This window comes from Lysinibacillus sp. JK80 (assembly GCF_027557635.1).
GTDB lineage: Bacteria > Bacillota > Bacilli > Bacillales_A > Planococcaceae > Lysinibacillus > Lysinibacillus capsici.
Map to the genome: position 1 here is coordinate 1,082,952 of NZ_CP058997.1, position 21,538 is coordinate 1,104,489.

General features: G+C 39.6%; 36 protein-coding genes. 14 read left to right on the forward strand and 22 right to left on the reverse strand.

All coding sequences use genetic code 11. The annotated features are described in order from the left end of the window. Window positions 1-32: 32 nt before the first annotated feature. The 4 genes from HXV90_RS05760 to HXV90_RS05775 all read right to left on the reverse strand — a co-directional run bounded on the left by HXV90_RS05760 (window position 33) and on the right by HXV90_RS05775 (window position 3,072). Window positions 33-1,070, reverse strand: coding sequence for a threonine aldolase family protein (locus tag HXV90_RS05760; RefSeq protein WP_269898598.1), 1,038 nt, complete (start codon window positions 1,068-1,070; stop codon window positions 33-35). Window positions 1,071-1,694: 624 nt separating this feature from the next. After that, the gene (locus tag HXV90_RS05765) at window positions 1,695-1,877 is read right to left on the reverse strand and encodes a hypothetical protein (RefSeq protein WP_269899027.1); all 183 of its coding nucleotides are present in this window, start codon (window positions 1,875-1,877) and stop codon (window positions 1,695-1,697) included. A 71-nt stretch (window positions 1,878-1,948) separates the two neighbouring features. Further along, complete coding sequence (locus HXV90_RS05770) at window positions 1,949-2,503, reverse strand: integrase (RefSeq protein WP_269898599.1); 555 nt, start codon at window positions 2,501-2,503, stop codon at window positions 1,949-1,951. 179 nt (window positions 2,504-2,682) lie between these two features. Continuing rightward, a complete protein-coding gene (locus tag HXV90_RS05775; protein ID WP_066038479.1) occupies window positions 2,683-3,072 on the reverse strand; it encodes a KGG domain-containing protein in 390 nt (129 codons plus the stop codon). Between the two features lie 226 nt (window positions 3,073-3,298). Between HXV90_RS05775 and HXV90_RS05780 the strand changes: the two genes are divergently transcribed. The 4 genes from HXV90_RS05780 (at window position 3,299) to HXV90_RS05795 (ending at window position 6,163) form a co-directional block, all read left to right on the forward strand. After that, on the forward strand, window positions 3,299-3,919 hold the full coding sequence (locus HXV90_RS05780) for a hypothetical protein (protein WP_066038480.1): 621 nt from the start codon (window positions 3,299-3,301) through the stop codon (window positions 3,917-3,919). 165 nt (window positions 3,920-4,084) lie between these two features. Continuing rightward, window positions 4,085-4,792 (forward strand): DNA alkylation repair protein, encoded by a 708-nt coding sequence (locus tag HXV90_RS05785; protein WP_048393848.1) that lies wholly within the window; start codon window positions 4,085-4,087, stop codon window positions 4,790-4,792. A 141-nt stretch (window positions 4,793-4,933) separates the two neighbouring features. Continuing rightward, the gene (locus HXV90_RS05790; RefSeq protein ID WP_269898600.1) at window positions 4,934-5,425 is read left to right on the forward strand and encodes a DUF2975 domain-containing protein; all 492 of its coding nucleotides are present in this window, start codon (window positions 4,934-4,936) and stop codon (window positions 5,423-5,425) included. Between the two features lie 129 nt (window positions 5,426-5,554). Then, complete coding sequence (locus tag HXV90_RS05795; protein WP_269898601.1) at window positions 5,555-6,163, forward strand: copper amine oxidase N-terminal domain-containing protein; 609 nt, start codon at window positions 5,555-5,557, stop codon at window positions 6,161-6,163. A gap of 44 nt (window positions 6,164-6,207) precedes the next feature. On the opposite strand, the gene HXV90_RS05800 is transcribed toward HXV90_RS05795, so the two are convergent. Both HXV90_RS05800 and HXV90_RS05805 read right to left on the reverse strand, forming a co-directional pair. Next, window positions 6,208-6,492 (reverse strand): hypothetical protein, encoded by a 285-nt coding sequence (locus HXV90_RS05800; protein ID WP_048393855.1) that lies wholly within the window; start codon window positions 6,490-6,492, stop codon window positions 6,208-6,210. Between the two features lie 106 nt (window positions 6,493-6,598). After that, window positions 6,599-7,375, reverse strand: coding sequence for an N-acetylmuramoyl-L-alanine amidase (locus HXV90_RS05805; RefSeq protein ID WP_048393857.1), 777 nt, complete (start codon window positions 7,373-7,375; stop codon window positions 6,599-6,601). Between the two features lie 369 nt (window positions 7,376-7,744). Here HXV90_RS05805 and HXV90_RS05810 point away from each other — a divergent pair, with 369 nt between their 5' ends. Then, a complete protein-coding gene (locus HXV90_RS05810; protein WP_269898602.1) occupies window positions 7,745-8,665 on the forward strand; it encodes a phosphotransferase family protein in 921 nt (306 codons plus the stop codon). Here the strand turns inward: HXV90_RS05810 and HXV90_RS05815 are convergent. Next, window positions 8,633-9,463: a DnaD domain protein gene (locus HXV90_RS05815; protein WP_269898603.1), complete on the reverse strand. Its 831-nt coding sequence runs from the start codon at window positions 9,461-9,463 to the stop codon at window positions 8,633-8,635. The two genes, HXV90_RS05810 and HXV90_RS05815, sit on opposite strands and share 33 nt — an antisense overlap. A gap of 161 nt (window positions 9,464-9,624) precedes the next feature. On the opposite strand from HXV90_RS05815, the gene HXV90_RS05820 reads away from it, so the two are divergent. Continuing rightward, window positions 9,625-10,008: a VOC family protein gene (locus HXV90_RS05820; RefSeq protein ID WP_269898604.1), complete on the forward strand. Its 384-nt coding sequence runs from the start codon at window positions 9,625-9,627 to the stop codon at window positions 10,006-10,008. Window positions 10,009-10,046: 38 nt separating this feature from the next. Here the strand turns inward: HXV90_RS05820 and HXV90_RS05825 are convergent, their stop codons facing one another. The 3 genes from HXV90_RS05825 to HXV90_RS05835 form a co-directional block, all read right to left on the reverse strand. Next, entirely contained in the window at window positions 10,047-10,466 is a 420-nt protein-coding gene (locus HXV90_RS05825; RefSeq protein WP_048393864.1) for a hypothetical protein, read from the reverse strand. Between the two features lie 106 nt (window positions 10,467-10,572). Next, window positions 10,573-10,881, reverse strand: coding sequence for a hypothetical protein (locus tag HXV90_RS05830; RefSeq protein WP_004228634.1), 309 nt, complete (start codon window positions 10,879-10,881; stop codon window positions 10,573-10,575). Window positions 10,882-11,454: 573 nt separating this feature from the next. Next, a complete protein-coding gene (locus tag HXV90_RS05835; RefSeq protein ID WP_269898605.1) occupies window positions 11,455-11,739 on the reverse strand; it encodes a DUF5316 family protein in 285 nt (94 codons plus the stop codon). A 119-nt stretch (window positions 11,740-11,858) separates the two neighbouring features. Here HXV90_RS05835 and HXV90_RS05840 point away from each other — a divergent pair, with 119 nt between their 5' ends. From HXV90_RS05840 to csaA, 3 genes are all read left to right on the forward strand, one after another. Continuing rightward, window positions 11,859-12,194 carry a DUF7668 domain-containing protein gene (locus HXV90_RS05840; RefSeq protein WP_259949106.1) on the forward strand — a complete coding sequence of 112 codons (336 nt, stop codon included), beginning with the start codon at window positions 11,859-11,861 and terminating at the stop codon, window positions 12,192-12,194. A 77-nt stretch (window positions 12,195-12,271) separates the two neighbouring features. Continuing rightward, window positions 12,272-12,448, forward strand: a complete 177-nt coding sequence (locus HXV90_RS05845; RefSeq protein WP_004228639.1) for a hypothetical protein — start codon at window positions 12,272-12,274, stop codon at window positions 12,446-12,448. A gap of 88 nt (window positions 12,449-12,536) precedes the next feature. After that, window positions 12,537-12,869: a chaperone CsaA gene (gene csaA / locus HXV90_RS05850; protein WP_004228641.1), complete on the forward strand. Its 333-nt coding sequence runs from the start codon at window positions 12,537-12,539 to the stop codon at window positions 12,867-12,869. A gap of 12 nt (window positions 12,870-12,881) precedes the next feature. Here the strand turns inward: csaA and HXV90_RS05855 are convergent, their stop codons facing one another. Beyond that, window positions 12,882-13,763 carry an AraC family transcriptional regulator gene (locus tag HXV90_RS05855; protein ID WP_269898606.1) on the reverse strand — a complete coding sequence of 294 codons (882 nt, stop codon included), beginning with the start codon at window positions 13,761-13,763 and terminating at the stop codon, window positions 12,882-12,884. Between the two features lie 297 nt (window positions 13,764-14,060). Between HXV90_RS05855 and HXV90_RS05860 the strand changes: the two genes are divergently transcribed. Further along, the gene (locus HXV90_RS05860) at window positions 14,061-14,408 is read left to right on the forward strand and encodes a hypothetical protein (protein ID WP_269898607.1); all 348 of its coding nucleotides are present in this window, start codon (window positions 14,061-14,063) and stop codon (window positions 14,406-14,408) included. Then, on the forward strand, window positions 14,409-14,630 hold the full coding sequence (locus tag HXV90_RS05865; protein ID WP_115673735.1) for a hypothetical protein: 222 nt from the start codon (window positions 14,409-14,411) through the stop codon (window positions 14,628-14,630). Window positions 14,631-14,667: 37 nt separating this feature from the next. Here the strand turns inward: HXV90_RS05865 and HXV90_RS05870 are convergent, their stop codons facing one another. From HXV90_RS05870 to HXV90_RS05880, 3 genes are all read right to left on the reverse strand, one after another. Next, a complete protein-coding gene (locus HXV90_RS05870; protein WP_269898608.1) occupies window positions 14,668-15,225 on the reverse strand; it encodes an isochorismatase family protein in 558 nt (185 codons plus the stop codon). Window positions 15,226-15,289: 64 nt separating this feature from the next. After that, window positions 15,290-15,928: an O-methyltransferase gene (locus HXV90_RS05875; RefSeq protein WP_048393874.1), complete on the reverse strand. Its 639-nt coding sequence runs from the start codon at window positions 15,926-15,928 to the stop codon at window positions 15,290-15,292. After that, complete coding sequence (locus HXV90_RS05880; RefSeq protein ID WP_233436338.1) at window positions 15,912-16,241, reverse strand: hypothetical protein; 330 nt, start codon at window positions 16,239-16,241, stop codon at window positions 15,912-15,914. Before HXV90_RS05880 ends, HXV90_RS05875 begins: the two co-directional genes overlap by 17 nt. 150 nt (window positions 16,242-16,391) lie before the next feature. On the opposite strand from HXV90_RS05880, the gene HXV90_RS05885 reads away from it, so the two are divergent. After that, window positions 16,392-16,592 carry a hypothetical protein gene (locus tag HXV90_RS05885; RefSeq protein ID WP_016993987.1) on the forward strand — a complete coding sequence of 67 codons (201 nt, stop codon included), beginning with the start codon at window positions 16,392-16,394 and terminating at the stop codon, window positions 16,590-16,592. A 197-nt stretch (window positions 16,593-16,789) separates the two neighbouring features. Here HXV90_RS05885 and HXV90_RS05890 read toward each other — a convergent pair whose 3' ends face one another. The 4 genes from HXV90_RS05890 to HXV90_RS05905 all read right to left on the reverse strand — a co-directional run bounded on the left by HXV90_RS05890 (window position 16,790) and on the right by HXV90_RS05905 (window position 18,387). Continuing rightward, a complete protein-coding gene (locus tag HXV90_RS05890; protein ID WP_016993988.1) occupies window positions 16,790-16,945 on the reverse strand; it encodes a hypothetical protein in 156 nt (51 codons plus the stop codon). A 166-nt stretch (window positions 16,946-17,111) separates the two neighbouring features. Then, window positions 17,112-17,288 (reverse strand): hypothetical protein, encoded by a 177-nt coding sequence (locus HXV90_RS05895; RefSeq protein ID WP_269898609.1) that lies wholly within the window; start codon window positions 17,286-17,288, stop codon window positions 17,112-17,114. Window positions 17,289-17,303: 15 nt separating this feature from the next. Next, on the reverse strand, window positions 17,304-17,924 hold the full coding sequence (locus HXV90_RS05900) for an NAD(P)-dependent oxidoreductase (RefSeq protein ID WP_259949092.1): 621 nt from the start codon (window positions 17,922-17,924) through the stop codon (window positions 17,304-17,306). Window positions 17,925-18,000: 76 nt separating this feature from the next. Beyond that, complete coding sequence (locus HXV90_RS05905; protein WP_048393877.1) at window positions 18,001-18,387, reverse strand: hypothetical protein; 387 nt, start codon at window positions 18,385-18,387, stop codon at window positions 18,001-18,003. A gap of 237 nt (window positions 18,388-18,624) precedes the next feature. On the opposite strand from HXV90_RS05905, the gene HXV90_RS05910 reads away from it, so the two are divergent. Beyond that, on the forward strand, window positions 18,625-19,125 hold the full coding sequence (locus HXV90_RS05910) for a hypothetical protein (RefSeq protein ID WP_048393879.1): 501 nt from the start codon (window positions 18,625-18,627) through the stop codon (window positions 19,123-19,125). Between the two features lie 116 nt (window positions 19,126-19,241). On the opposite strand, the gene HXV90_RS05915 is transcribed toward HXV90_RS05910, so the two are convergent. Both HXV90_RS05915 and HXV90_RS05920 read right to left on the reverse strand, forming a co-directional pair. Continuing rightward, window positions 19,242-19,541 carry a GPW/gp25 family protein gene (locus HXV90_RS05915; protein ID WP_048393880.1) on the reverse strand — a complete coding sequence of 100 codons (300 nt, stop codon included), beginning with the start codon at window positions 19,539-19,541 and terminating at the stop codon, window positions 19,242-19,244. A 159-nt stretch (window positions 19,542-19,700) separates the two neighbouring features. Continuing rightward, the gene (locus HXV90_RS05920; protein WP_048393883.1) at window positions 19,701-19,901 is read right to left on the reverse strand and encodes a hypothetical protein; all 201 of its coding nucleotides are present in this window, start codon (window positions 19,899-19,901) and stop codon (window positions 19,701-19,703) included. Window positions 19,902-19,976: 75 nt separating this feature from the next. Between HXV90_RS05920 and HXV90_RS05925 the strand changes: the two genes are divergently transcribed. Beyond that, window positions 19,977-20,282 (forward strand): hypothetical protein, encoded by a 306-nt coding sequence (locus tag HXV90_RS05925; protein ID WP_048393885.1) that lies wholly within the window; start codon window positions 19,977-19,979, stop codon window positions 20,280-20,282. On the opposite strand, the gene HXV90_RS05930 is transcribed toward HXV90_RS05925, so the two are convergent. Both HXV90_RS05930 and HXV90_RS05935 read right to left on the reverse strand, forming a co-directional pair. Beyond that, window positions 20,279-20,962, reverse strand: coding sequence for a YwqG family protein (locus HXV90_RS05930; RefSeq protein ID WP_269898610.1), 684 nt, complete (start codon window positions 20,960-20,962; stop codon window positions 20,279-20,281). The genes HXV90_RS05925 and HXV90_RS05930 overlap by 4 nt on opposite strands. Next, complete coding sequence (locus tag HXV90_RS05935; RefSeq protein ID WP_269898611.1) at window positions 20,952-21,527, reverse strand: DNA-3-methyladenine glycosylase I; 576 nt, start codon at window positions 21,525-21,527, stop codon at window positions 20,952-20,954. The genes HXV90_RS05930 and HXV90_RS05935 overlap by 11 nt, the downstream gene beginning before the upstream one ends. Between the last annotated feature and the right edge of the window lie 11 nt (window positions 21,528-21,538).

Consider the following 21,538-nt stretch of genomic DNA (forward strand, 5'->3'; position numbering starts at 1 on the left):
GCACCCTTTGACGGAAGGTGCAGCTTGATTGATTATATTAAACGGTAGATGTCGTCTATTAAACGATCCACATTTTCTTTGGTCGTAGCCCAGCTTGTGCAAAAGCGCACAACCGTATGGGTATCATCGTATGCTTCCCAAATAGAGAAGGAATATTTTTCTTCTAACGTTGGAAGTAGATGGTTTGGTAAAATTGGAAATTGCTGATTTGTTTTTGAATCATAGCGCATTGCGAAGCCTTTATCAAGAAATGCCTGTCGTATCATCATTGCCATATCTACCGCATGATGCGAAATATCCATATAGAGCGTATCTTCAAATAGCGTTTCGAACTGAATGCCTAATAATCGACCTTTGGCAAGTAGCCCTCCTCTTTGCTTAATCATGTAGCGGAAATCCTTTTGGTACGCAGGATTCACGATGATGACTGCTTCTCCAAACAATGCACCCATTTTAGTACCACCAATATAAAATACATCACAAAGCTGAGCCATGTCAGCGAGAGATAAATCACTGTCTTGTGCCACTAGACCATAGCCTAAACGAGCACCATCTATAAACAGTGGTAAGTCACAGTCTCGGCAAACTTCACGTAAGGCTGTTAATTCTGCCTTACTATAGGTCGTGCCATTTTCTGTAGGGTGTGATATGTACACTAAGCCTGGCTGCACCATATGCTCATGAGTGCTATCCAGCCAGTGCGCATCATAGCAGGCTTTCACCTGTGCAGCAGTTAGTTTGCCATCATCGCTAGGTAATGTCAGTACCTTATGACCCGTTGCCTCAATAGCTCCTGTTTCATGCACCGCAATATGCCCTGTACTCGCAGCAATGACGCCCTGATGAGGACGCAAAATAGATGCTATCACGGTTGTATTCGTTTGTGTACCACCAACTAAAAAGTGAATGTCTGCCTGCTCCGCTGCAATCGCTTTTTTTATATAGGCTCTTGCTTTTTCGGAATGCTCATCCATACCATACCCTGGAGATTGTTCTTCATTTGTAGCCACTAACCGCTGCAAAATTTGTGGATGGGCACCTTCTGCATAATCATTTTCGAATCGAATCATATCAACTACTACCTCCAAATTCTCTCTATCTATTCCTCTATCTTACGCCTGTTGCTTCATTTTCGCTATATCTTAAAGAACAGTTCACAACTTCTCTAGTAACAATAGTTACTAGTGGTGAGGTGATGATATTTTACATATGTACTTCGGAAGAGATCGTGCAAAACAGACCTCCTCCGCTTTTGATCACGTTATAAAAAATTTGCTCTTAGTTCGATTACTTTGAATCCTCGTAAGCCAATTTACTAGCAATATCTCCATAATTCAGAATGGGCACCTTCATTCCCCGCCGGAGCCACAGGATGAGTCACTCGTAGTAGCACTAGAATCAGCACACTGTTGGCTGTCCTGGGAGGAAAGATATGCATCATTTGTTGAAAATTCGTTAGTGGAATGGATATGGTGATTGTGCTCATTTGACTTGCTGTGATTTTTATTTGCATTACTGACGATGCCTATGACAACGACAACTCCAACAAATACGATAAATAAAATCATTTATTCCAGCCCCTTTCATTCATTCTATAAATTGTAACATTAAATCAACGCTCGGTAGTACAGTTCTATGTAAAAGTGGCAATAGATAAAATAACACCACAATCGGAAATGATTGTGGTGTTTACGTTATGATTGCGATTTGCGTGTGGAAGATTTTTTTGAACGATTTCCTTCGCTCGAATTTTTCTTTTGCTCTTGTGTTAGAGCATTTTCTTCGCGCACATCTAAATCATCTGGACTTAAATCTGTCGCTAATTCCGCCAACTCTGACTGACGTTTATATTGCTTGCCCTTTGTCAAAATGATCACCTCCAAGTAGTATTACATTGCCCTATTTGGTTTGATCTATTCCCGCGACGGTATGAAATGATTATTTCTAGCTAAACTAATTGCACCATCTGCTGGTTCAAAAGATGGTGATAAGCTTGTAAATCTTGCTCATATAAACGCTGATAGGTCGCTAGGCTATGCTGTTTGATATAGTCAAAGTCCTTTTCAGGAACTAAGTGATGTGTATGGTTAAGCATCCATGCATTTTCCCAAGCCGTTTGCTCAAATTGAATATTCATTTCATGTTCTTCAATCAGCATGGCTAGTAGTTGTTCCTGACGATATATTTCTTTTAAGGCATGTTGCTTTTTCATCGTAAAGATTTCAATTGTACGTGGAAGTGACGCCTGTAATGCTTGTCGATCCACTGCATGACCTAGCTCATGAAGGGTCATTGTTTTGACATAAATTTCAAGTGAAGTTGGAAGCATTAGTTCATTTCTTGCCTCTACTAATCGTTTCGCATCAAATCCTACATAATCCCCAATAAAGTTATAGCTCATATTAATACCTGAATCATCTTGTTTTATCTTGACCGTCATGTTCACAGCCTGCACGACGGATTGAATTACCTGAAATAGTTCTTTTTCTTTAAGTTGTGTCATTCTCTCTATCCTCATTTCCTCTAAAAACAAATAGAAGCGGATTAAATATATACTACAATTAGGAGAAATTCAACAAATTTATCCTGTGGATTGAGAGGAACTTAACAACAAAAAAGGCGCCTGTAGTTTAAAACTACAAACGCCCTGTGTGTGAAGGGTTTCAAGCTATTTAAAAGTGATTAGTTATTGTTGTTATTTCGACGATTTTGATTGCCGTTGGAGTTGTTACTACGCTGTTTACTGCGTGCTTCTCCACCTTTACGTCCTATTTCTTCATAAAAATCGTCGTCGTGCTTTTCAGAGGTAGCTTCTCCGCCTTTGCGGCCAATTTCTTCATAAAATTCTTCGCCGTGGTTTTCAGCCGTAGCTTCTCCACCTTTGCGACCAATTTCTTGATAAAATTCATGTCCATGATTTTTAGACGTAGCCTCTCCGCCTTTACGTCCAATTTCTTCATAAAAATCACGGTCATGATTTCTGGAGGTAGCTTCTCCGCCTTTACGTCCCGCTTCTTCGACAGTCATGTTTTCATTGTTGTTTCTGTTGCGATTGTTTTGCTTGTTAGCCATTTCTATTCCTCCTAAATATTTTTTTGAGCTTTTTACTAGCTCGCTATTTATATTCCCAGTCAAAACACATCTAAACATATTTTTTTAAAAAATTGATTTTCTTATTGTAATAGAACACTGTTAGGAGCTGATTGTTAACAAGCCCATCAATCATATACATGTACCCTTTCCAATATAATACTAATCTATAGTATGTCATCGATGATGAAAGAAGGGTGATGGAAAAATGACGACGCTCACAAAGCCATCTATTGGTTTAACACAATTTACAGACTTCACAATGAAGGGAAGTGCAGCAAAGACAAAGTTTGTGAAGGATATAAAATATCAGGGAGAGTACCATCCAATAAAAGATTATTGGAAAGCCTTGCGTGATGGATTAAAAAAATACCATGAACATCGTTTTAATGATACCTATTTACTCGACATCGTGGATAACGCCCTTCCTGCACGCCAGAAAAATTACCAAGAAGCCGTCAAAGCCTATATAAGATTCTTAAAAAATAAAAACGTACAGTGGTTTGAACCAGGTAAGGCGAATTGGTATTGTGACGATTTAATTGTGCGTTCCAATCCTGAGCTTGGTTTAATCATTGACGATGTGCCCTATTTAATTAAGCTGTATTTTAAAGGAAAAAATGAGCGCATCGATAAACATAAATGTCGATCTGCCCTCACTCTTCTAAAAGACTCCCACTATGCGATTGAACATCCCGACTCTGTTAAACATGCCATTTTAAACGTGCAAAAAGGTCGCTTGATTACAGATGATGATTCAACAGACTATCATCAAATTGCCCTTGAATCGGATGCAGCTCAATTTATGTTTATTTGGAATAGGCTCTAGCTAATTGGAAATAGGTACTTCCTTCAATATAAAATGACTGACAAAAATATATTCAGATATGATATTTTATATTCTAATATGATATGCTTTTAATCCATTACAAAAAGACATTCTTTATAGGATAATAAAAATAATCTAGAAAACAGAAAAAAAGGAAGTGCTATTATGAATGCTGAATTGGTGATGCAGGAGCTAGAGGCTCTTGGCAAGGAACGGACGAAAAAAATGTATATGTCAAATGGCGCCCATGAGCCGTTATTTGGTGTGGCAACAGGTGCTATGAAGCCTATTGCGAAGAAAATTAAAATCGATCAGGCTCTAGCAGAAGAGCTTTATGCTACTGGCAACTATGATGCGATGTACTTTGCTGGCATCATAGCAGATCCAAAAGCCATGACTGTGGAAGATTTTAATCGATGGATGGAGGCAGCTTATTTTTATATGCTGTCGGATTATGTAGTAGCGGTTACTTTAGCAGAGGCACCGATTGCTCAGGAGGTGGCGGATGCGTGGATTGCCAGTGGTGAGGAACTGAAAATGTCTGCGGGCTGGAGCTGCTATTGCTGGCTATTAGGGAATCGCAAGGATAGCGAATTTTCCGAGAGCAAGCTGGCTAACATGCTGGAAGTCGTGAAAAATTCCATCCACGACGTACCCGAACGTACAAAATCGGCCATGAATAATTTTTTATATACAGTGGCTATTTCCTATGTGCCGCTCCACGAACAAGCAGTAGCAACCGCACAGGCGATTGGTCCTGTAGAAATGAAGCGAGACAACAAGAAAAGCACACAGCTAAATGCTTATGAAACAATTCAAAAGGAAATAGAGCGAGGCAGAATTGGCTTTAAACGTAAATATGTAAGATGTTAATCATCCCACTTAAAAGGCATCTATCCTATAAGGATGGATGTCTTTAAAACGAAAAAAATCAATGAATAGTAATATATTTTTATTGAAAAACGATAAATTTTATTTTAAAATCAATATATCATTACCAGTGAGGTGTTTTGTATGAAACATAAAAAGGGGTCAACCATTTTCCTAAAGAGTGTGATTATGCTGCTAGGTATCCCTGTATTAGCTTTAGGACTATTTTGGCTACCTGGGATAGCCAGTAGAGATGCAGCGGCACATCCCGAATCCTCCTATTTGTCTTATCTTTTTTTACTCTATGTGTATGCACTATGCATTCCCTATTACACGGCGTTGTATCAGGCCTATCGCCTCTTAACGAACATCGACCAGCATAAAGCGTTCTCCAAATCATCTGTACGGGCTTTGAGAACGATCAAAAATTGTGCTCTCACTATTGTAGCCGGCCTTGCGCTAGGTATTGCATCAATTATGATAATGTTTACTGGCAAGGAAGATATTACAGGAATTATTACGCTGACACTTATCAGCATCTTTGTAACCAGTACGATTGCAACCTTTGCAGCCGTTCTGCATCGACTGCTCCAAAAAGCCATTGATCTCCAAAACGAAAATCAATTAACCGTATAACAAAATGGCACTACCAATCTTGACTGGTAGTGCCTTTTATTGGGTTAAAACTAATTTCCTATAAAAACATATCAAAATTCTCTTTTCAAGAGTATAATAATTACATATTTTGAGAATTGGAGGATTTATATGAAGAAATTGGTTTTGCTGATGGCGATGCTTACATTATTTTTCACCACAGCCTCTATTGCGAGCGCACATCCAGGGCGTTTAGATAGCAATGGCGGTCACAACTGTTCTGACAAATCAAAGGCTAAAGGGCTTTGTTCTGGCTATCATTATCATAATGGCAATGGTGGCAATGATGCAGGGCCTTCTTCAGGCGGTCAAAGTTATTCTGCGCCAGCCCCTAAAGCAACGGTAGCACCTGTATTAACGAAGGTTGCTGTCTATTTAAATGACGTGAAGCAAAATTATACGCCTAGCGCTTATATGAAAAATGGCACAACCTTAGTGCCAATGAAGGCAATCTTTGAATCTCTTGGGGCAACGGTTAGCTATGATAATGCAACAAAAAAAGTAACGGCAACAAAGGACAGTAAAAAAATTGTGATTGGTGTGGGGAATAAAACGGCTTATGTTGATACAAATGGTTCTGCATCAACAATCACACTCAGCCATCCTGCTGAAATATATCAAGGTACAACAATGGTGCCTTTACGCTTTGTCAGTCAAGCACTTGGCGCAAATGTAACATTTGATGAGGCAGCACTTGTTGTTTATATCTCAACTAAATAATGGACAAGTCTTAAGCAGTATGCTCCTACAAGGTGCTGCTTTTTTTATTGTTTCTTAAAGTTAAAATCATACTTCTTGTTGATTTTACCAGCAATCGTTTCTAGAAATAAAGCCACTGTCATATTCTCGACTTCATTTGTATACCATGCTAGCTTTGCACCATAGTTCTTTTTATTATAATTCACTTCTAATGGCCAGAAATTTTTTGTTTTATACGTATAATCAAATTTTACATAGAGTTGCTTACCATCGGGACATTCCATCACCACCTGGTATAATGGATTTTTTCTTTCTTGTTCAAATTTTACTTTTCTTATTTTGGTTAACATCAAAACCCCTCCTCTCTTCTACTACATTCGACAAAATTTTAAAAAAACCTTTATTCAATGAAAAAGGATAAAGCTCGTGATGACATAGGAGCTTTATCCTGCACAATTAGTTGGCTATAAATTTGTCGTAATAGCGTTTCAGCATGGTCGCCATTTGCTCTCTTGTTAAGGCGCCTGCTGGATTCATGTTCTTACTTCCATCGCCTCGGATAATGCCTTCGCTAATAGCCCACTCCCAAGCCTCTTTATGGGCTGCCCCAACTTCTCTGCTTGTTTGTAAACTAGCTTTTTCAGCTAGTAAGCTTTTCAACGTCTCTATTTCTTGTTTTAGCTCATTATATTGTGACACTGTTAATCCCTCCTCAAGCCCATTTTTAATATCTTGCTGGAACTGTGCTTCTGTAATCCCCATACTTTTTAAATAGTCAAAAGGATCTTTGTGCGTAGTGCCTCCTAGATTTTCCGCAATCCATCGATGTGACTTAATGCCGTTGCCGCTACCATCTAAAACAGTGGGAATCCCTGCCTCTATCGCAAGCTTACGTAACAGCCAAATATAAGCCGCATAGTCCTTTTTAAATTGTTCCTTATCAGCAGTCCGTGCCAATTCCACCTGGGCATAGCTATACGGATTTCCCTTTGGTCCACAGCCATATTGCACGCGATTGACTGGGGCTACTTGTACGATTCTTCCACCACCGCCTACCCAGTGAGAAACAAAGGCATTGGCTTTATTTCGATTCATATAGGCAATTTCGTTTTCCAATGCATTTGGACCTGTATTGCTGCCATTACCTGATTCATGCGCCACAACGTATTTGACTGCCGTTAGCGCTTGATTCGGTAGCCCTGACATCATCTGTTTTTCAATAACATAACTCATGTTGCACCGTCCTTTCCTATTATTTTTAGCGACTGACGCTATGTTATTCTTTTCTTCTTTTTGGGTTTTTTAGGGTAAACAACAGATAATTAGAGGTTCCTTTTGAGGCTTATTAGCTTCTTTTCGCGCTTAAGGCTACTGCGATCGTTTCACCTCTCTTTCCTCGAAGCTATGAAGTGTGAATGTCACAAGGACATCCACTTACTATTAGTAAATGCGCGCACAAAAGTGTTTTCTAGTTAGTTGTGCTCTTTTACTATTTTTTCATTATGATTTTATAACCTCTTTTCTCGCTTCCAAGCATTGACAAAGTATTGTTTTCTGTAGTATTTTAGTTCTTCTAAAATATTGAAAGCGAGGAAAGAAAGTGTGCAGGCAGTAGAGATTATTCGTCAATTACCAAGCTTACACGGCTTTACACAGCTAGTGAAAATTAACAAAGGCTATTCACCTGATAGCAAGTATCTGGTAACAGTTGGTGAAACGCGCTATTTGGTGCGCTTGTCAGATCTAGCACATCATGACAAACGTGCAGTAGAGTTTTCCTTGCTCCAAGAGTTAGCAAAGCAGGGTGTAAGAACACATAAAGCCGTTGACTATACCTTGTTTCAGGAAGCCAATGTATCCGCAATGGTCGTTAGCTTTTTAGAAGAAACACCAGCAGATGAAATTATTCAGGGACTTTCTGACTCTGAGCAATTCCACCTTGGGCTTGCGGCGGGGAAAGAATTAAGAAAAATACATCAAGTGAGCCCTCCGCAAATAATTCATTGGGAGACAACACAGCTCAAAAAGTTTTCTACCTATTTGAAGGCATACCAACAAGATGCCTATCAACTTCCACAAGAAGCTAAACTATTGCGCTTTATTGAAACGCACTTACCACTGTTAAAGCAACGCCCCATCACCCTGCTTCATGATGATTTTCATCTCGGTCACATTATTTGTAAAGGACATACTTACAATGGGGTGATAGATTTTAATGGCTATGATGTGGGTGATCCTTATCATGATTTTTATAATCTTGCCTTGTTTAGTAGACGACAAAGTATCCCCTATTGTATTGGGCAGATTGATGGCTATTTTTCATCTTCACCAGACGATATGTTTTGGCGGTTATATGCCCTCTATGCAGCCATGACTATCTTTTCAACCATTGTTTGGACTCGTCACTATGACCCACGCTCCTTTGACGATGCGTTGGAAAGAATTCACATGATTTTACAGGATCATGATAACTTTTCATCGATTAAGCCTTTATGGTATGCGGAGAATTTGTTCACTCCGTAAGAGGGCTAAAATTTTTTGTCGTTCTGCTGCAAAATCAATTGTTGGCTGAGATTCTTGTTCCTGATCACCACTCTGCTGAAACCACTGCGGAATGATTTCCCGTCTTCTGGCTTTAGAATGTGATGACACTTGCTGCTTGCGGGCTTGAAAACGCTGCTGGTCGATAGCAATATCTGCAAGACTCTTTATGTTCTGATGGCACCAATTTTGTAAGATGCTCTCTACATACCGCCAGCGTAAAACATTATGCTCCACCGCTAGCTTCATCGCATAGATGACCATGTCCTCTGAAAAAACAGTGAGCCAATGACGAATTTTACTAGCAATATAGGCTGTTTGTTTGCCAAAGCCTTGTTGCACATAAAAGTGGTAGGCAGTGTTAGTAGACTCCTTATCATCTTTATCTTTTAGTAATTGATTATTTAGTAAATTATTATTTAGTAGTGTGGGCTTTTCCGTCGATGGTACGACCGTTGACGAATTTCCCGTTGACGGTATAGCAGCACGTTTTGATGCTTCATAGACAAAAAATTCTACCCTACCGAACTTGCCGTCTTTTCCTCGTTCCTGTACTTTTTGAAGATAGCCCGCCTCTATGAGTTCGTCCAAAATTTTGGCTGTCGCTTCCCGCCCACATTTACTACGTATTGCTAAATCTGCAAGACTAAATGACCAATCATCTGGCAAAGACAGCATATAGGCAAGCAGACCCTTTGCTTTCCAGCTTAATTGCTCATCATTTAAAAATGCTTTATCCAAAACCACATAATTCTCCTTTTTGGCTACTCGATAAATCATGACGATCCCTCTTTCCATCTAATGTCCTTTCTAACTATATAAAGAAAATTTTTAAAAATGGGACATAAAAAAAGAACATGCCATGAAGCATGCTCTTTTAAGCCGGTGAAAAAATTTTTTTAGCGAATTCCTATCATAACAAGCGAAAGGTGGTAGAAAGAATGAATTTTGTAACGTCCCCTCTTACCAAGAAGGTGAATAATGTTTTTATTCATGTCCGAGATTTACGTCAATCAGCAGAATGGTATAGCCAACTTCTTGGTCTGCCCTTTTGTGAAGAGAAGGTAGTTTCGCCTGTCTACAATTTACCCATTTCCTCTGAGACGGGAATTACCTTAGACGATCACACATTTGATCCTGGCTTTCAGTTACAGCCGTCCAAGCATGTGTTGTTTAATTTCTACACAAACAATATTGACGATGCCTATCAGTCTATGAAAGACAAGGGCATTCCGATTGTTCGGCCTATAGAACGTTTTGATGACTTTGCTTACTTCAACATTCAAGATTTAGATGGAAATATAATCATGATCTGTAGTGGGTAATGCAAGCAGCAGAAGCAAACAATTGCTTCTGCTGCTTGTTATTCATAAAGCTCTTTATAGACAATGACTTTTAAAGCTGCAATCTCTTCATCGGATAATTTGCCTTCCACCATTTGTAGAGCTTCTTCCTGCGTCATCGAGCCGTCCTGCAATTTTACACGCATGTCGTTCAAATCGGTAATGCCCACTTTTTGAATTAAGACTTTCGTTGCCTCTTCTTTTGTCGTAAACGGTAATGTACTGCTATCGACCGTTTTCGCCTCTTCCATATAGGCTTTTAATTGTGGGTCATTTTCAATGGTATTTTTGATTTCTTCCTTTTGTCCGCTATTTTCTAATTCTGTCGACAAGGTATCTACAATTTTTTCAGAGGCAAATTTTGTGCCGAAATGTAGTACACCATACCCCACTACACCAACAAATATAGCAATTACCACTAGAAATTTAATCAATCTCAACTACGCTCACTCCTTTATACACGTTCATCATACTATATGGAGCGGTTGTTGAGAAACAATTCTCCCTAGAAATTATGTAAAAAAACCCCATCTTTGAAGATGAGGCTTATTTAACGTATTTCAAATACTTCCGCACAAATTCAACAATGTAGAGAACTTCCTCTTCCGTCATCGTTAGCAGCTTGCAAACACGTTGTAGTCTAGCAGGTAATGCTAATTGCTGACGTACCTGATGAATATACATATATTTGCATTTCCGCGGATTTACTTTGTCTCGTATTTGCTTATATCGTAGATATGCATAGCGGGCAAAGGCGTTGAGCATCTCCCGCTCCTGCTCATCACGCTCCCTCTTTTTAGCAGCCTCATCAATGATGTCCGTGTCAAATATCTGTGTACCATCTGTTAATTGCATAGTACCACCTCTCTATTGCAAATGTACTCCTCTCTATTAAATGCAACAAAAAAAGCCACACCTAGGGTAGATGTGACACTTTTTATGATTTTTATATGTAATGATTGGTGGATAGAATTCTAAATGTGACGGATATACTGTCTAATCTGACGGATACAACGCTCATTTTGATGGATAGAATCGCTTAGAATGGATTGCTCATGCAAATCAGTGGATAGAATGCTAAATGTGACGGATACAATGTCTAATCTGGCGGATACAATGCTTATTTTGATTGATAGAAATGCTTAGAATGGATTGCTAATGCAAATCGGTGGATAGAACTCTAAATGTAACGGATACAATGGCTAATCTGACGGATACATCGCTCATTTTGATGGATAGAAATGCTTAGAATGGATTGCTCATTTCAAATCGGTGGATAGAATTCTATATTTGACGGATAAAATATCTACTCTGACGGATACATCGCTCATTTTGATCGATAGAATGGATTGCTCATGCAAATAAGTGGATAGAATGCTAAATGTGTTGAATGCAAGGCTTATTCTTAATTGATGGCTGCTATTAGCTTCATAGATAATACACAAAGATTGCTACGATAATGTTTGGTATTGCTAATAGTAACGCATTATTTATGAGAAGATTGCGTTCGTTTCTGTCTTCATTGGTTTCTGTTGCGAAATTGGCGCGCATTCTATCTCCGCTTGCGATGGCTCCTGACAATAACATGGCAGAAACGATGAAAATTCCACCGAGTAGCCCTGAAAGCAAATGGGCTTTCTCTCTACCCCATATGAGAATGGAGCATATCACACCTAGAATGGACAAGATGGTGCCAATGCCTATATACTTCATTTTCAGCCTCCCTTCGTTTATTATACGGCTAACCGCTCTTTTTCGTTTCAATAAATCCCTATGTACCTATTAAAATTTTTCCTTTTCCAGTAAAATACTATAAGGATGGAGGTATGCAAATGAAAGACAAAATAAGAGCATTAACGAAAATGACCTTAGATGATTTAGTACATAATAGATATGAGAAACTTCAACAGGAGAAGATATTAACAGAGGATACTGCTATATTTCTGCAGGAGGTTTTCGCCTTGCAAGGTACCTTAACATGGCCGCTGGATGAAGCTTCCTTAGCTATTGATGTATATGAAATGAATGACCAAAGTTGTTTTACAACAGAAATTCGCTATTTATGGTTTGATGATGAAGAAAGTGCTGTGGTTCTTTTTTGCAAGGCCTATACAAATGCAGATCAAACGGAGATCACTGCTTTCATGATTGATACGGTTGATGCCTAGTATAGTATCCGCGCCAAACGTTCATAGTAAGTATGGTGTGAAACTCACGCCGAATCATACGACGGAGGGATCAATTTATGAATGGAATTCGTGAAGGTTTAATCCCCACTATACTCGGGTCAGCTGTTACGGCGGCAGGCTATGCAATGAAGCAAAAACATGGCTCTAACAAAATGGTGGCCAATACGATTTTTGGCTTTGGCTTAGCACACATTGTGTTAGGTGCAATTGACCTGGTAGAGCATCGTCGTTAACGAGAGAAGGGCACGCAATGTGCTCTTCTTTTTTGTATTTTTTTCTATTAAATGCTAACATTGTCATAAAAGCTTAAGGAGTACAGTGATGGCGACAATAGAAGATTTTATAGCACTTGATATACGAATCGGCACGGTATTAGAGGCTGAGGAACTGCCAAAGGCTCGGGTTCCTGCGATTAAAATGAAAATTGATTTTGGTGAAGAATTGGGCATTAAACAGTCTTCCGCACAAATTACGAAGCGTTATACACCCGAAGTCATTATTGGGAAGCAAGTAGTGGCGATTGTTAATTTCCCGCCACGTCGCGTTGCGGGTTTTAAGTCAGAGGTATTAGTCATTGGTGGTGTACCTGTGGAGGGAGATGTAATCCTGTTAACGCCCGATCAGCAGCTGCCCAATGGAACGAAAATACAGTAAAAGCCTCTCGCATTATGCAAGAGGCTTCTTTTTCTGAAGTGGTATCCAGATTTCACTTGTAAAGGTTGGTGAGGAAAAATCCGTGCTTGTATGGCGCACGATTTCTGGACCAGCAACCTGTTCATAGCCAGATGATGGGAACCACTCCGCATAAATGCGCCCCCATGTTTCCTGCAGTGTTTGTGGGAATGGTCCAATCGCTTCAAAGACAGCCCACGTACAAGCGGGTACATCCAACTGTGAAAAATGGTGAGCCGTTTCGGTTGTGGCTACGCCGATATAATGATCAAGCTCGCCCTTTTCCTCCATTCTGCCCTCAGAAAAGTTTGTGGAGGCTTGGATGATTCCTGTTGGTTCTACATTCGACAGCTTTTTTAGTTGCCCAATATCCTCCATTGTTAATGCACGTGCCATTTCAGTTATCGCTTGATTTTCTCCTTGAAAGACGATAGGTACTCTTTTCAAAAGACCCACGATGTGAAACGCTTCTTTTTGTTCGAGTCGGTAATTCATTTCACAACCTCCTTGTATGGTAAGTTGGAAGGTCATTCGTGGAAACGCTTTTAGGTGCTGACCATTTTGCCTCGCCTCCGATGGTGTGATGCCATGCATTTGCTGAAAGGCTCTTGTAAATGCATCTGCAGAGCGATAGCCATAACGAATCGCGATATCGAGAATTCTCATAGATGAATCTGAAAGTTCCAGTGCGGCAAGCGTCAGACGCCTACGACGAATATACTCTGATAGCGAGATGCCTGCTAGAAAGGAAAACATACGTTTAAAATGGTATTCCGAGCAATAAGCTAATCTCGCAGCTTCTTGCACATCAATTTCCTCTGTTAGATTGGCCTCGATATACGTAATCGCCTTATTCAACCTTGTTAAAGAATCCACTTCTATCACCTTCCTTATCTTTACTTTAGCAGGAATAGTAGCCCTTCATCCGACAATTGGTGCCCCATTTAGTCGCCTTCCAAAAAATAATCTATCGAGCAGGCAGATAACTAGCTTTTGAAGCTACTTTCACATACATATAATAGTGTAAAGCTAATTTTAGCCTTACACCTCCTGACTTGATACTTAGGGTCACTGCTCGCACAGTGGCCCTATGAAAATAAAAGATCATTGTGTCGGATCATAATTTCCGTTACAATATTTGTAAAAACAGTCTATTGAGCTGGAGGCAGCAACATGGATCGTCTTTTCCAGTGGTACAAGTATTTAAAATACATACTCATTCCTATAATTATTTTAAAATACTTTCGTGGTGAGAGTGTACCGAATGCGCATCCTCTAATCATTCTTGAATATACTCTCCTATTTGGTGTGAGCTTTTTACTCATTATTCTACAGGATTTTTTCGCCATTCGTAAAAAAACAAAATTCCTACTACGTCTCATCATACTGATTATTTTACTGTTTTTGGCTATAACTGCCATTGTCTATCAAGCGACAATGTCTATTATTTTTTCAATCCTACTACTAGGCGTGTTAGGTACGGCACTTTATTTACATAGAAATGAAGAAGGAGAACAATAAATGGTACATGAAAATAATAGTAAGCGATTACTTTTAATCATCGGTTGGGTCAATGTGGTAGTAGCCCTTCTCCTATTCCAAGCTTTTTGTGGGCTTATGGCTATCTGTATGGGGATTGTACTTAAAAAGGATTATCAAGCACCAACCCATGGGCTAGTCTTGATAGGAGTTGGTATCGTGAGTACGGTTATAGGTTGGATGCTCAATCATTTCTATATGTAAAAATGACCAAGAACCTAGATTCTTGGTCATTTTATAATTAGCGATAACTATGATGTGTTGGTTCAAATAATGCTTCATCGGCGTTTCGCACAAGTGAGAAATGATCCACATTGTAATGGCCATGCAGGATGTCGTTATGGTGGGCAACTGTATCTTCTGGTGATAAGTATTGGGAACCATTTGTTGAATGGCCATCTCCCACCAATGTGACATCAAAGCCCTGAATAGTTGCTGCTCTAACTGCTGTATCCACGCAATGCTCGGTTTTGCAGCCCATCATCACCAAATGCTCTACCTCATTGGCCTGTAAATAATCGAGTAAGCCTGTCTTATAAAAAGCGTTCGTAGCCAGTTTATCAAAATAAACAGCGGTAGTAGGTACTTGGATCGCTTGATGTACTTGAAAGCCTTCCCCTTCTCCACCCGCTACATCCTGATCACGCACAAAGATAATATATGCCTCTACCTCAATAGCTATTTGAATAACGGCATTGATTGTTTTAAGCAATTCATCCTTGCGATAGACGGCTTGTTCATCCTGATTTCCCTCGATTAATTCTTGCTGTGCATCAATGATCACTAGTGCTTGCTTCAAAAGCATCTCTCCCTTATCGTTTGCTAACAATATTTTACCATTAATAGTTAATTTCTGATATGCATTATTTTATAACTTTTGAAACCGTCATACCATCCCCAATGGGTAAAAGAATCGAATCCAGCTGCGGATGATTAGCCACTGTGACATTGAACTTTTTCATGATGGCTGTATAGCGCTTGGGTGTCGCCATAGGGTCTGCTACACTGCCTCCTGCTAGGACATTATCTGTCACAATGAATGCACCAGGGCTTGCTAGCTGTATGCAATAGGCTAAATAATTTTCATAGTTATCCTTATCAGCATCAATGAAGAAAAAATCAAAACACTGTCCCGTTGCCACAAGCTTTTCAAGGCTATCCAATGCAGGACCTGTCATATACGTTACCTGCTCGGCAAAGCCTGCCTTGGCAAGATTTTTAGCGGCTAGCTGTGCATATTTATCCTCTAACTCTAGGGATGTCAGTTTGCCTTTCCCTTCCATTCCTCTCGCCAGACAAATACCACTATAGCCGCCAAGAGCACCAATTTCTAAAATAGCCTTTGACCTAGTAATCGATACAAGCATCGTCAACAGCTTTCCTGATGATCGAGAGACAGAAATAGCAGGCATACCATTTTCGGCAATAGAGGACAGGACATCCTCTAATAGGGCATCGTCCTGATAAAATACCTCATCTATATAGTTATTCATTTGTTTCATGTACGTTATCTTCCTCTTGTAGACTGTCGTTGGTTTCATTTTCTTGAATATCAAACAACTGGCAAAATTCTTGGATAACTAGATCGATGGCTTTTAATTCACCGACTAAAATTTGCTGAATCGATTGAAATTCTGGCTGTTCTAATTGCTGTTTAATGGTAGCTCGCTTCACATGCAGCATCTCTAAAAATGAAATCGCTTTGCCGCGTCGGAACGTTTTTGCTCCTCGCTGTGGCGCGCCTTCCATGCCTCTGTGGCGTCCTCCACGGTGATGTCCCTCTCTCATATGCTCTCTAAATCCAGATCCTCTCATTTCTAAAACACTCCTTTTGTATACATTTGTATACATTAATTTAAACTGATTGTATACAAATGTATACAAATTGTCAATTAAACATAATGCTTTCATGCTTCAACATATGTTAGACAATAGGGTAAACGTATCGAAATGGAGGTTAGATGAGTGAAAAGGGTTATAAAATATGTGTTGGGCATCGGTACATTATTGATACTGTCAGGCATATTTTTGATTGGGGCACAATCTCACTATAATCAGAAGGAAATTAAAATTGCCAGTAAGCTATGTCTTGAAAATGGCGGACAGCCTACTATCATCCGCGATTATTTGGCTTTGAATTACTCCTTTTCATGTCAGAAGAACTGAGGTAGTACATATATGGATAGTGAACTGAGTTGCTAGAAAATCGAGTAAATTTCATCTATCTTTCAGGCAAATGGCTAGCTAACAAGATTACTTTTACATACAAATAGTAGTGTAAAGCAAATCTAGCCTTTCCATAGCTCTCCTGTTTTGAGGTCACTTTCCTTGGAAGGTGGCCTTTTTTGGCATGAAAAAAGACGTCATGTCGACGTCTTTAATGTTTGATCGATATCCTCAATCAACCTATCCACTTGTTCCTTTGTTATCTTGATGACATATAATTCTGTCGTTTCGATTCCATCAAGGCTTGTTAGGTGTTTAGGATATTGATAGTTATTTGATATCTCCTTGTCCATACAATCACCTCTTCAATAGATATATTCGACATAAAGTATAGCAAACCTTCTATAAAAAGGAAAATAACAGTATATTTTTTCACTAAAATAGCTATCATTTGGACGATTTAGGATAAAGAAAGGTTAAAGCGATAAGTCCATTTAGACTATCCGTGTGTAAAAGTGCTTATTGCTTACCAAATTTCGCAATTTTTTTGAGGTAGAAAAACCCGATGGAAACAATGATAGCTCCATAGACTTTCAGCATCACATTTCTAACAGGCGCCTCCTCTATGGTTGTACTGAGAAAGGCACATCCTACGACAATGATTACCATCCCGATGATGGCATGAATATATTTCACTATATTTCCCCTTTTCTAGTAGGCAAGTCCGACGCGTGTTCTCAAAAATTCCTCACTGAAGATTTGTTGGTAGGCAAAATCTGCTGTATCCGCTACTGAAATTTCGCTACCTCCCTCTGGCAAGAAGTTGCGTTCAACGCGGTAGTTTCCTGTCCAGGCCCCATCAGGTAAATAGGTAGGACAAACAATTGTCCAATCCATAGCAGATTGCTGTAGCTGTTCGAATACACGTTGGTGCTCCTGTGCAGCAAAGGTCGATTTTCGTTTCGATTCCGTTGATTGGTAACGAAGAAGAGTCGGCGTTACACGACTTTGTAGAATCCCTGCTGTTCCAATCGTAATGATTCTTGTCACCTGTTGCTTTGTCATCGCTTCAAGAATCAATGGTAAGCTAGCCGATAATGTAGTGCCTCCATCTGTATTTAATGCACTCACCACCACATCCACATGATGCATTGCCTGCTCGATATCCTGCTTGTTTAAAACATCCCCTTTCATTACACACAGCTGTTGATGATGGTGCGGTAATTTATCGGGATTTCGGACTAATAGGGTGACCTCATGCTGATCCTTTATTGCTAGTTCTACCAAATGGCTGCCGACACGTCCACTCGCGCCTAATATTAATATTTTCATTTCTCTCACCTCTTTATCATTATATTACAATTCCCTTTATATGTAAAAAGGCACAGATCACAGTGCCTCCCCTCTACTATTCACGCTCTAGTAATTGAACATCAACCATAAATAGATGCATATTATTCTTTTCAGCTAGCTCATCGATAATCGATTGAATTTCACTTTCTGTACTTACATCAATTTCTTCCCCATCGTGTAATTGAATAGTGATGACTTGATGCGCTGGAGAGTCTATTAGATAACCAACTGTACTATCAGGCGAGTAACCTGCCGACCGTATCGCCAGTAACACTTGTTTTGTAAAATTCGTAGCTTGTAATTTTTCGCCAAGCTCCTCAGCATAGGAAGTTGCTCTTTCGGTGCTCGGAGCTATAGCTAAAGGCTCCCTTTGTACCATCCACAATGACATCACAACCAGTAAGCACATGAATAAAAAGAAGATTTGCAGGACACTTTTCATACATTCGCTCCATTTCTCCATGAAATTTACAGGCGGAAGTCTAGCAATCTTTTTCCCTGAAATTGTTATTATTCTCACAGCTATGTATGGCTATTTCTCTCTTTAATTATTAAAAAATAATTTTCTTTTTGTACAAAGGGCAAATTACCAAGAAGTTTTGTTTGTGGCTTCATAGATTAGAAATGTAAAGGTTAGCGCTACCATTACTAAAAAACTAACAAAAAGGGAGATTAAAAGATGCAGGATAGTAGATATAGTCAATATATGAATTGGAATCATAAAAAAGAAAAGTGCTGTGAACAATATGTAAAATGCTATTGTCATTTAGAAAAAAAATGTGAACACAAACAAGAAGGATGCAAATGCAAACACAAGCATGAGCATTGCAAATGGGAACAGAAGCATCAGCGATGTAAGTGTCATGAAAAGGATGACCATTGTAAATGGGAACATAAGGAGGATTCTTGCTCTTGCAAAAAAGAGGAGGAAGAGTACTACTACGAGAAGGATTATTCCAAAGATCACAAGTGTAAAGGCTGTATTTGTCATCTATTAAGATGCTTATCTCCTGGCACTTTGGTTGATGTTATTTTAGCAGGTGGCGGTAGCTTTGCAGGAATTTTATTCATCAGCTTAGATCCTAAAACTTGCTGCGCTACATTCTTAGAGGTAGATGCTGCAGCAGCAACACCACTTATCATTGATTGCCAGCAAATTATTGCCATTAGAAACGCGTAACTGTTCCATTATCATACTTGACACCAATTCATATACCATAATCCTACCACTATAAGCACATTTAATCTTCTGCCAGGTTCGTGAAACCATACCTGGCAGAATTCATATTTTTTCAGCTATTCATTGACAATGACTTTGACAATAGGCTCTAATTTCCCTCTATTCACATCGCCAAGATAATCAACATCTACTACGACAGCTCGTGGCTCAAAACGTTGGATACATTCTATGAGGCGTTTTGTGTTTATTTTCTTCATACGCTGGAAGGGTTTACGAATATCAGACCTTGTCACATATTCGCGGAGCGGACAAGGAATCGTAAACGTCGATAAAATAAATGCTACATTTTGTAATATACCTTCCACGCCTGTAGCATTACCATTAACATTACTTAAAGCCGTTACTTGATGTGTCATTCTATCAACCTTTCTTCTACGTTCATACAATTGGTACTTTGGAAAAAGAGCACTTTGTTATTTATGCTTGCTCATTAAAAATTATGAACGCTTTGTTTTTATGTACCCAATGTTATTTTTATTCAAACAACATCTTAGTTGATAGGCTGACCTACAAGCTTAGCGCATGATGGCGTAGTAAATAACATACAGCCAGCTAAAACAGCCATGGATGATTGCCCAAATGATGGAGTGATGCACACTCCAGGAGATCGTAATCGCTAAAACCGAACCAAAGCCAATGCCATTTTTAACCACCGTTTTATGCTCCACTTTTTTCACCTTCCTAGTGCTTTTTAACTCTCCTTCTTGCCATCGCAATCGGTTTCCCTCCTATCGTTTTCTATGTTTATGCAGGAACGAACAAGGGCAATCTGAAAGAAAGGATGTGATGTTATGACAATTTTCATGCTGACTGCCACGATTGGCATCCCCAGCCTTATGGCATATCTTCAGCACAAATGGGCTAGCTTTCGCCTTCTTTTCAACATACTAGGTGTCCTTGCTGCGATTCTGTTTAGCACGATTGCCGCTACAGCTATAACGAACATTATTCTTGAGGATGTAGTCTTTATGACAACGATCCATGCTGTGTTCTTAAACCCTGTCTTTCTAATTACAGGGGCGTACCTTGGCTTATATCTGATTTACCGGTTCATCATGATGACAATTCATGAAAGAGACAAGCCGCCATCCCTTTAGTAGAAATCACAATAGACGTGCCAAGTCTGGATTGTTGGATTGTAGAATAAATAAAAATTACCATGATCCACGATGTTCAAACGCGCTTTTGCATCGGAGGCAATTTGGAGGACAAATGGCGCATCGTCACCGAAATCAACGCCACTTTGACAAAAGCTTGGATAGCCACCAATTTTATGGAGTGGATAGAGGTCTTCAACAATATCCTCAAAATAGTCGAGCTGCTCTTCATGCTCCAACGTCAAAATCTCTTCCTCCAATTGAGCAGGAATACCGCCCCCATCCCATGTTGGATAGTCGTTCGTGATATGTTGTGGTATGAGTGGAAACGCGCGAATTTGTTCATGCTGCCATTCGCGCTTTACTAAGCCTTCCAAAGTGGTGTACGTTCTAATATCAAAATAAGAACAAAGATCATCCTCCATCAGATGATCTAATAGACGTTCATCGACAAAGACTGTGACTAATTGAAAAGACTGTAATGCCATCGGTACATAGGGTAGACCTTTTAGAAAAAACGTAGCGAGCGGCTGATAGCCAGATGGTGGCTGCTCTTCTGGTAAGGACCAGCCCACATAGCCAATCCAGCTTTCCAATAAATCATGTGTAGGTCGAATACCACCAGTTTGAAAAATCGTGGCCTGCGTGGCTAGTTGAGCCCGAATTTGTTCAATTGCCATCCGCTGGCTCCTTTTGTCGACAGCAGCAATCTGTTGTATGGTCGTTTACCATGCCCACTGCCTGCATAAAAGAATAACAAATAGTACTACCGATAAATTTAAAGCCATCTTTCTTCAATTGCTTGCTCATACGATCACTAATTTCTGTCGTCACAGGCACCTCTTTGATGGATGCCCACTCATTCATAACTGGTTTGTGATCTACAAAGCCCCAAATATAATCTGAGAATGAGCCATGCTTTTCCTGTATTTGGAGATATGCTTTAGCATTTGTCACCACGCTAGCTATTTTTAATTTATTGCGTACAATCCGTGTGTCTTGCTGCAATTCCTCTAACTTGTCTGCTGTATAATGGATAATTTTTTCCACATCGAATTGATCAAATGCCTCACGATAGCCTTCACGCTTTTGGAGAATCGTCCACCAGCTCAAGCCAGCCTGTGCCCCCTCCAAGCAAAGCATCTCGAATAAATGCTGGTCATCATAGACCGGTACACCCCACTCCTTGTCATGGTATTCCACATACAAAGGCTCATCTAGCTTGACCCAATCACATCTTTTCATTTTTATACCCT

What these genes read in the sequence shown, in the direction of transcription:
- HXV90_RS05760 (WP_269898598.1), bottom strand. Translation starts at nt 1,070, where the DNA reads ATGATTCGATTCGAAAATGATTATGCAGAAGGTGCCCATCCACAAATT.
- HXV90_RS05770 (WP_269898599.1), bottom strand. Translation starts at nt 2,503, where the DNA reads ATGACACAACTTAAAGAAAAAGAACTATTTCAGGTAATTCAATCCGTC.
- HXV90_RS05775 (WP_066038479.1), bottom strand. Translation starts at nt 3,072, where the DNA reads ATGGCTAACAAGCAAAACAATCGCAACAGAAACAACAATGAAAACATG.
- HXV90_RS05780 (WP_066038480.1), top strand. Translation starts at nt 3,299, where the DNA reads ATGACGACGCTCACAAAGCCATCTATTGGTTTAACACAATTTACAGAC.
- HXV90_RS05785 (WP_048393848.1), top strand. Translation starts at nt 4,085, where the DNA reads ATGAATGCTGAATTGGTGATGCAGGAGCTAGAGGCTCTTGGCAAGGAA.
- HXV90_RS05790 (WP_269898600.1), top strand. Translation starts at nt 4,934, where the DNA reads ATGAAACATAAAAAGGGGTCAACCATTTTCCTAAAGAGTGTGATTATG.
- HXV90_RS05795 (WP_269898601.1), top strand. Translation starts at nt 5,555, where the DNA reads ATGAAGAAATTGGTTTTGCTGATGGCGATGCTTACATTATTTTTCACC.
- HXV90_RS05800 (WP_048393855.1), bottom strand. Translation starts at nt 6,492, where the DNA reads ATGTTAACCAAAATAAGAAAAGTAAAATTTGAACAAGAAAGAAAAAAT.
- HXV90_RS05805 (WP_048393857.1), bottom strand. Translation starts at nt 7,375, where the DNA reads ATGAGTTATGTTATTGAAAAACAGATGATGTCAGGGCTACCGAATCAA.
- HXV90_RS05815 (WP_269898603.1), bottom strand. Translation starts at nt 9,463, where the DNA reads ATGATTTATCGAGTAGCCAAAAAGGAGAATTATGTGGTTTTGGATAAA.
- HXV90_RS05820 (WP_269898604.1), top strand. Translation starts at nt 9,625, where the DNA reads ATGAATTTTGTAACGTCCCCTCTTACCAAGAAGGTGAATAATGTTTTT.
- HXV90_RS05830 (WP_004228634.1), bottom strand. Translation starts at nt 10,881, where the DNA reads ATGCAATTAACAGATGGTACACAGATATTTGACACGGACATCATTGAT.
- HXV90_RS05835 (WP_269898605.1), bottom strand. Translation starts at nt 11,739, where the DNA reads ATGAAGTATATAGGCATTGGCACCATCTTGTCCATTCTAGGTGTGATA.
- HXV90_RS05840 (WP_259949106.1), top strand. Translation starts at nt 11,859, where the DNA reads ATGAAAGACAAAATAAGAGCATTAACGAAAATGACCTTAGATGATTTA.
- HXV90_RS05845 (WP_004228639.1), top strand. Translation starts at nt 12,272, where the DNA reads ATGAATGGAATTCGTGAAGGTTTAATCCCCACTATACTCGGGTCAGCT.
- csaA (WP_004228641.1), top strand. Translation starts at nt 12,537, where the DNA reads ATGGCGACAATAGAAGATTTTATAGCACTTGATATACGAATCGGCACG.
- HXV90_RS05860 (WP_269898607.1), top strand. Translation starts at nt 14,061, where the DNA reads ATGGATCGTCTTTTCCAGTGGTACAAGTATTTAAAATACATACTCATT.
- HXV90_RS05865 (WP_115673735.1), top strand. Translation starts at nt 14,409, where the DNA reads ATGGTACATGAAAATAATAGTAAGCGATTACTTTTAATCATCGGTTGG.
- HXV90_RS05875 (WP_048393874.1), bottom strand. Translation starts at nt 15,928, where the DNA reads ATGAAACAAATGAATAACTATATAGATGAGGTATTTTATCAGGACGAT.
- HXV90_RS05880 (WP_233436338.1), bottom strand. Translation starts at nt 16,241, where the DNA reads ATGAGAGGATCTGGATTTAGAGAGCATATGAGAGAGGGACATCACCGT.
- HXV90_RS05890 (WP_016993988.1), bottom strand. Translation starts at nt 16,945, where the DNA reads ATGGACAAGGAGATATCAAATAACTATCAATATCCTAAACACCTAACA.
- HXV90_RS05900 (WP_259949092.1), bottom strand. Translation starts at nt 17,924, where the DNA reads ATGAAAATATTAATATTAGGCGCGAGTGGACGTGTCGGCAGCCATTTG.
- HXV90_RS05905 (WP_048393877.1), bottom strand. Translation starts at nt 18,387, where the DNA reads ATGAAAAGTGTCCTGCAAATCTTCTTTTTATTCATGTGCTTACTGGTT.
- HXV90_RS05910 (WP_048393879.1), top strand. Translation starts at nt 18,625, where the DNA reads ATGCAGGATAGTAGATATAGTCAATATATGAATTGGAATCATAAAAAA.
- HXV90_RS05915 (WP_048393880.1), bottom strand. Translation starts at nt 19,541, where the DNA reads ATGACACATCAAGTAACGGCTTTAAGTAATGTTAATGGTAATGCTACA.
- HXV90_RS05925 (WP_048393885.1), top strand. Translation starts at nt 19,977, where the DNA reads ATGACAATTTTCATGCTGACTGCCACGATTGGCATCCCCAGCCTTATG.
- HXV90_RS05930 (WP_269898610.1), bottom strand. Translation starts at nt 20,962, where the DNA reads ATGGCAATTGAACAAATTCGGGCTCAACTAGCCACGCAGGCCACGATT.
- HXV90_RS05935 (WP_269898611.1), bottom strand. Translation starts at nt 21,527, where the DNA reads ATGAAAAGATGTGATTGGGTCAAGCTAGATGAGCCTTTGTATGTGGAA.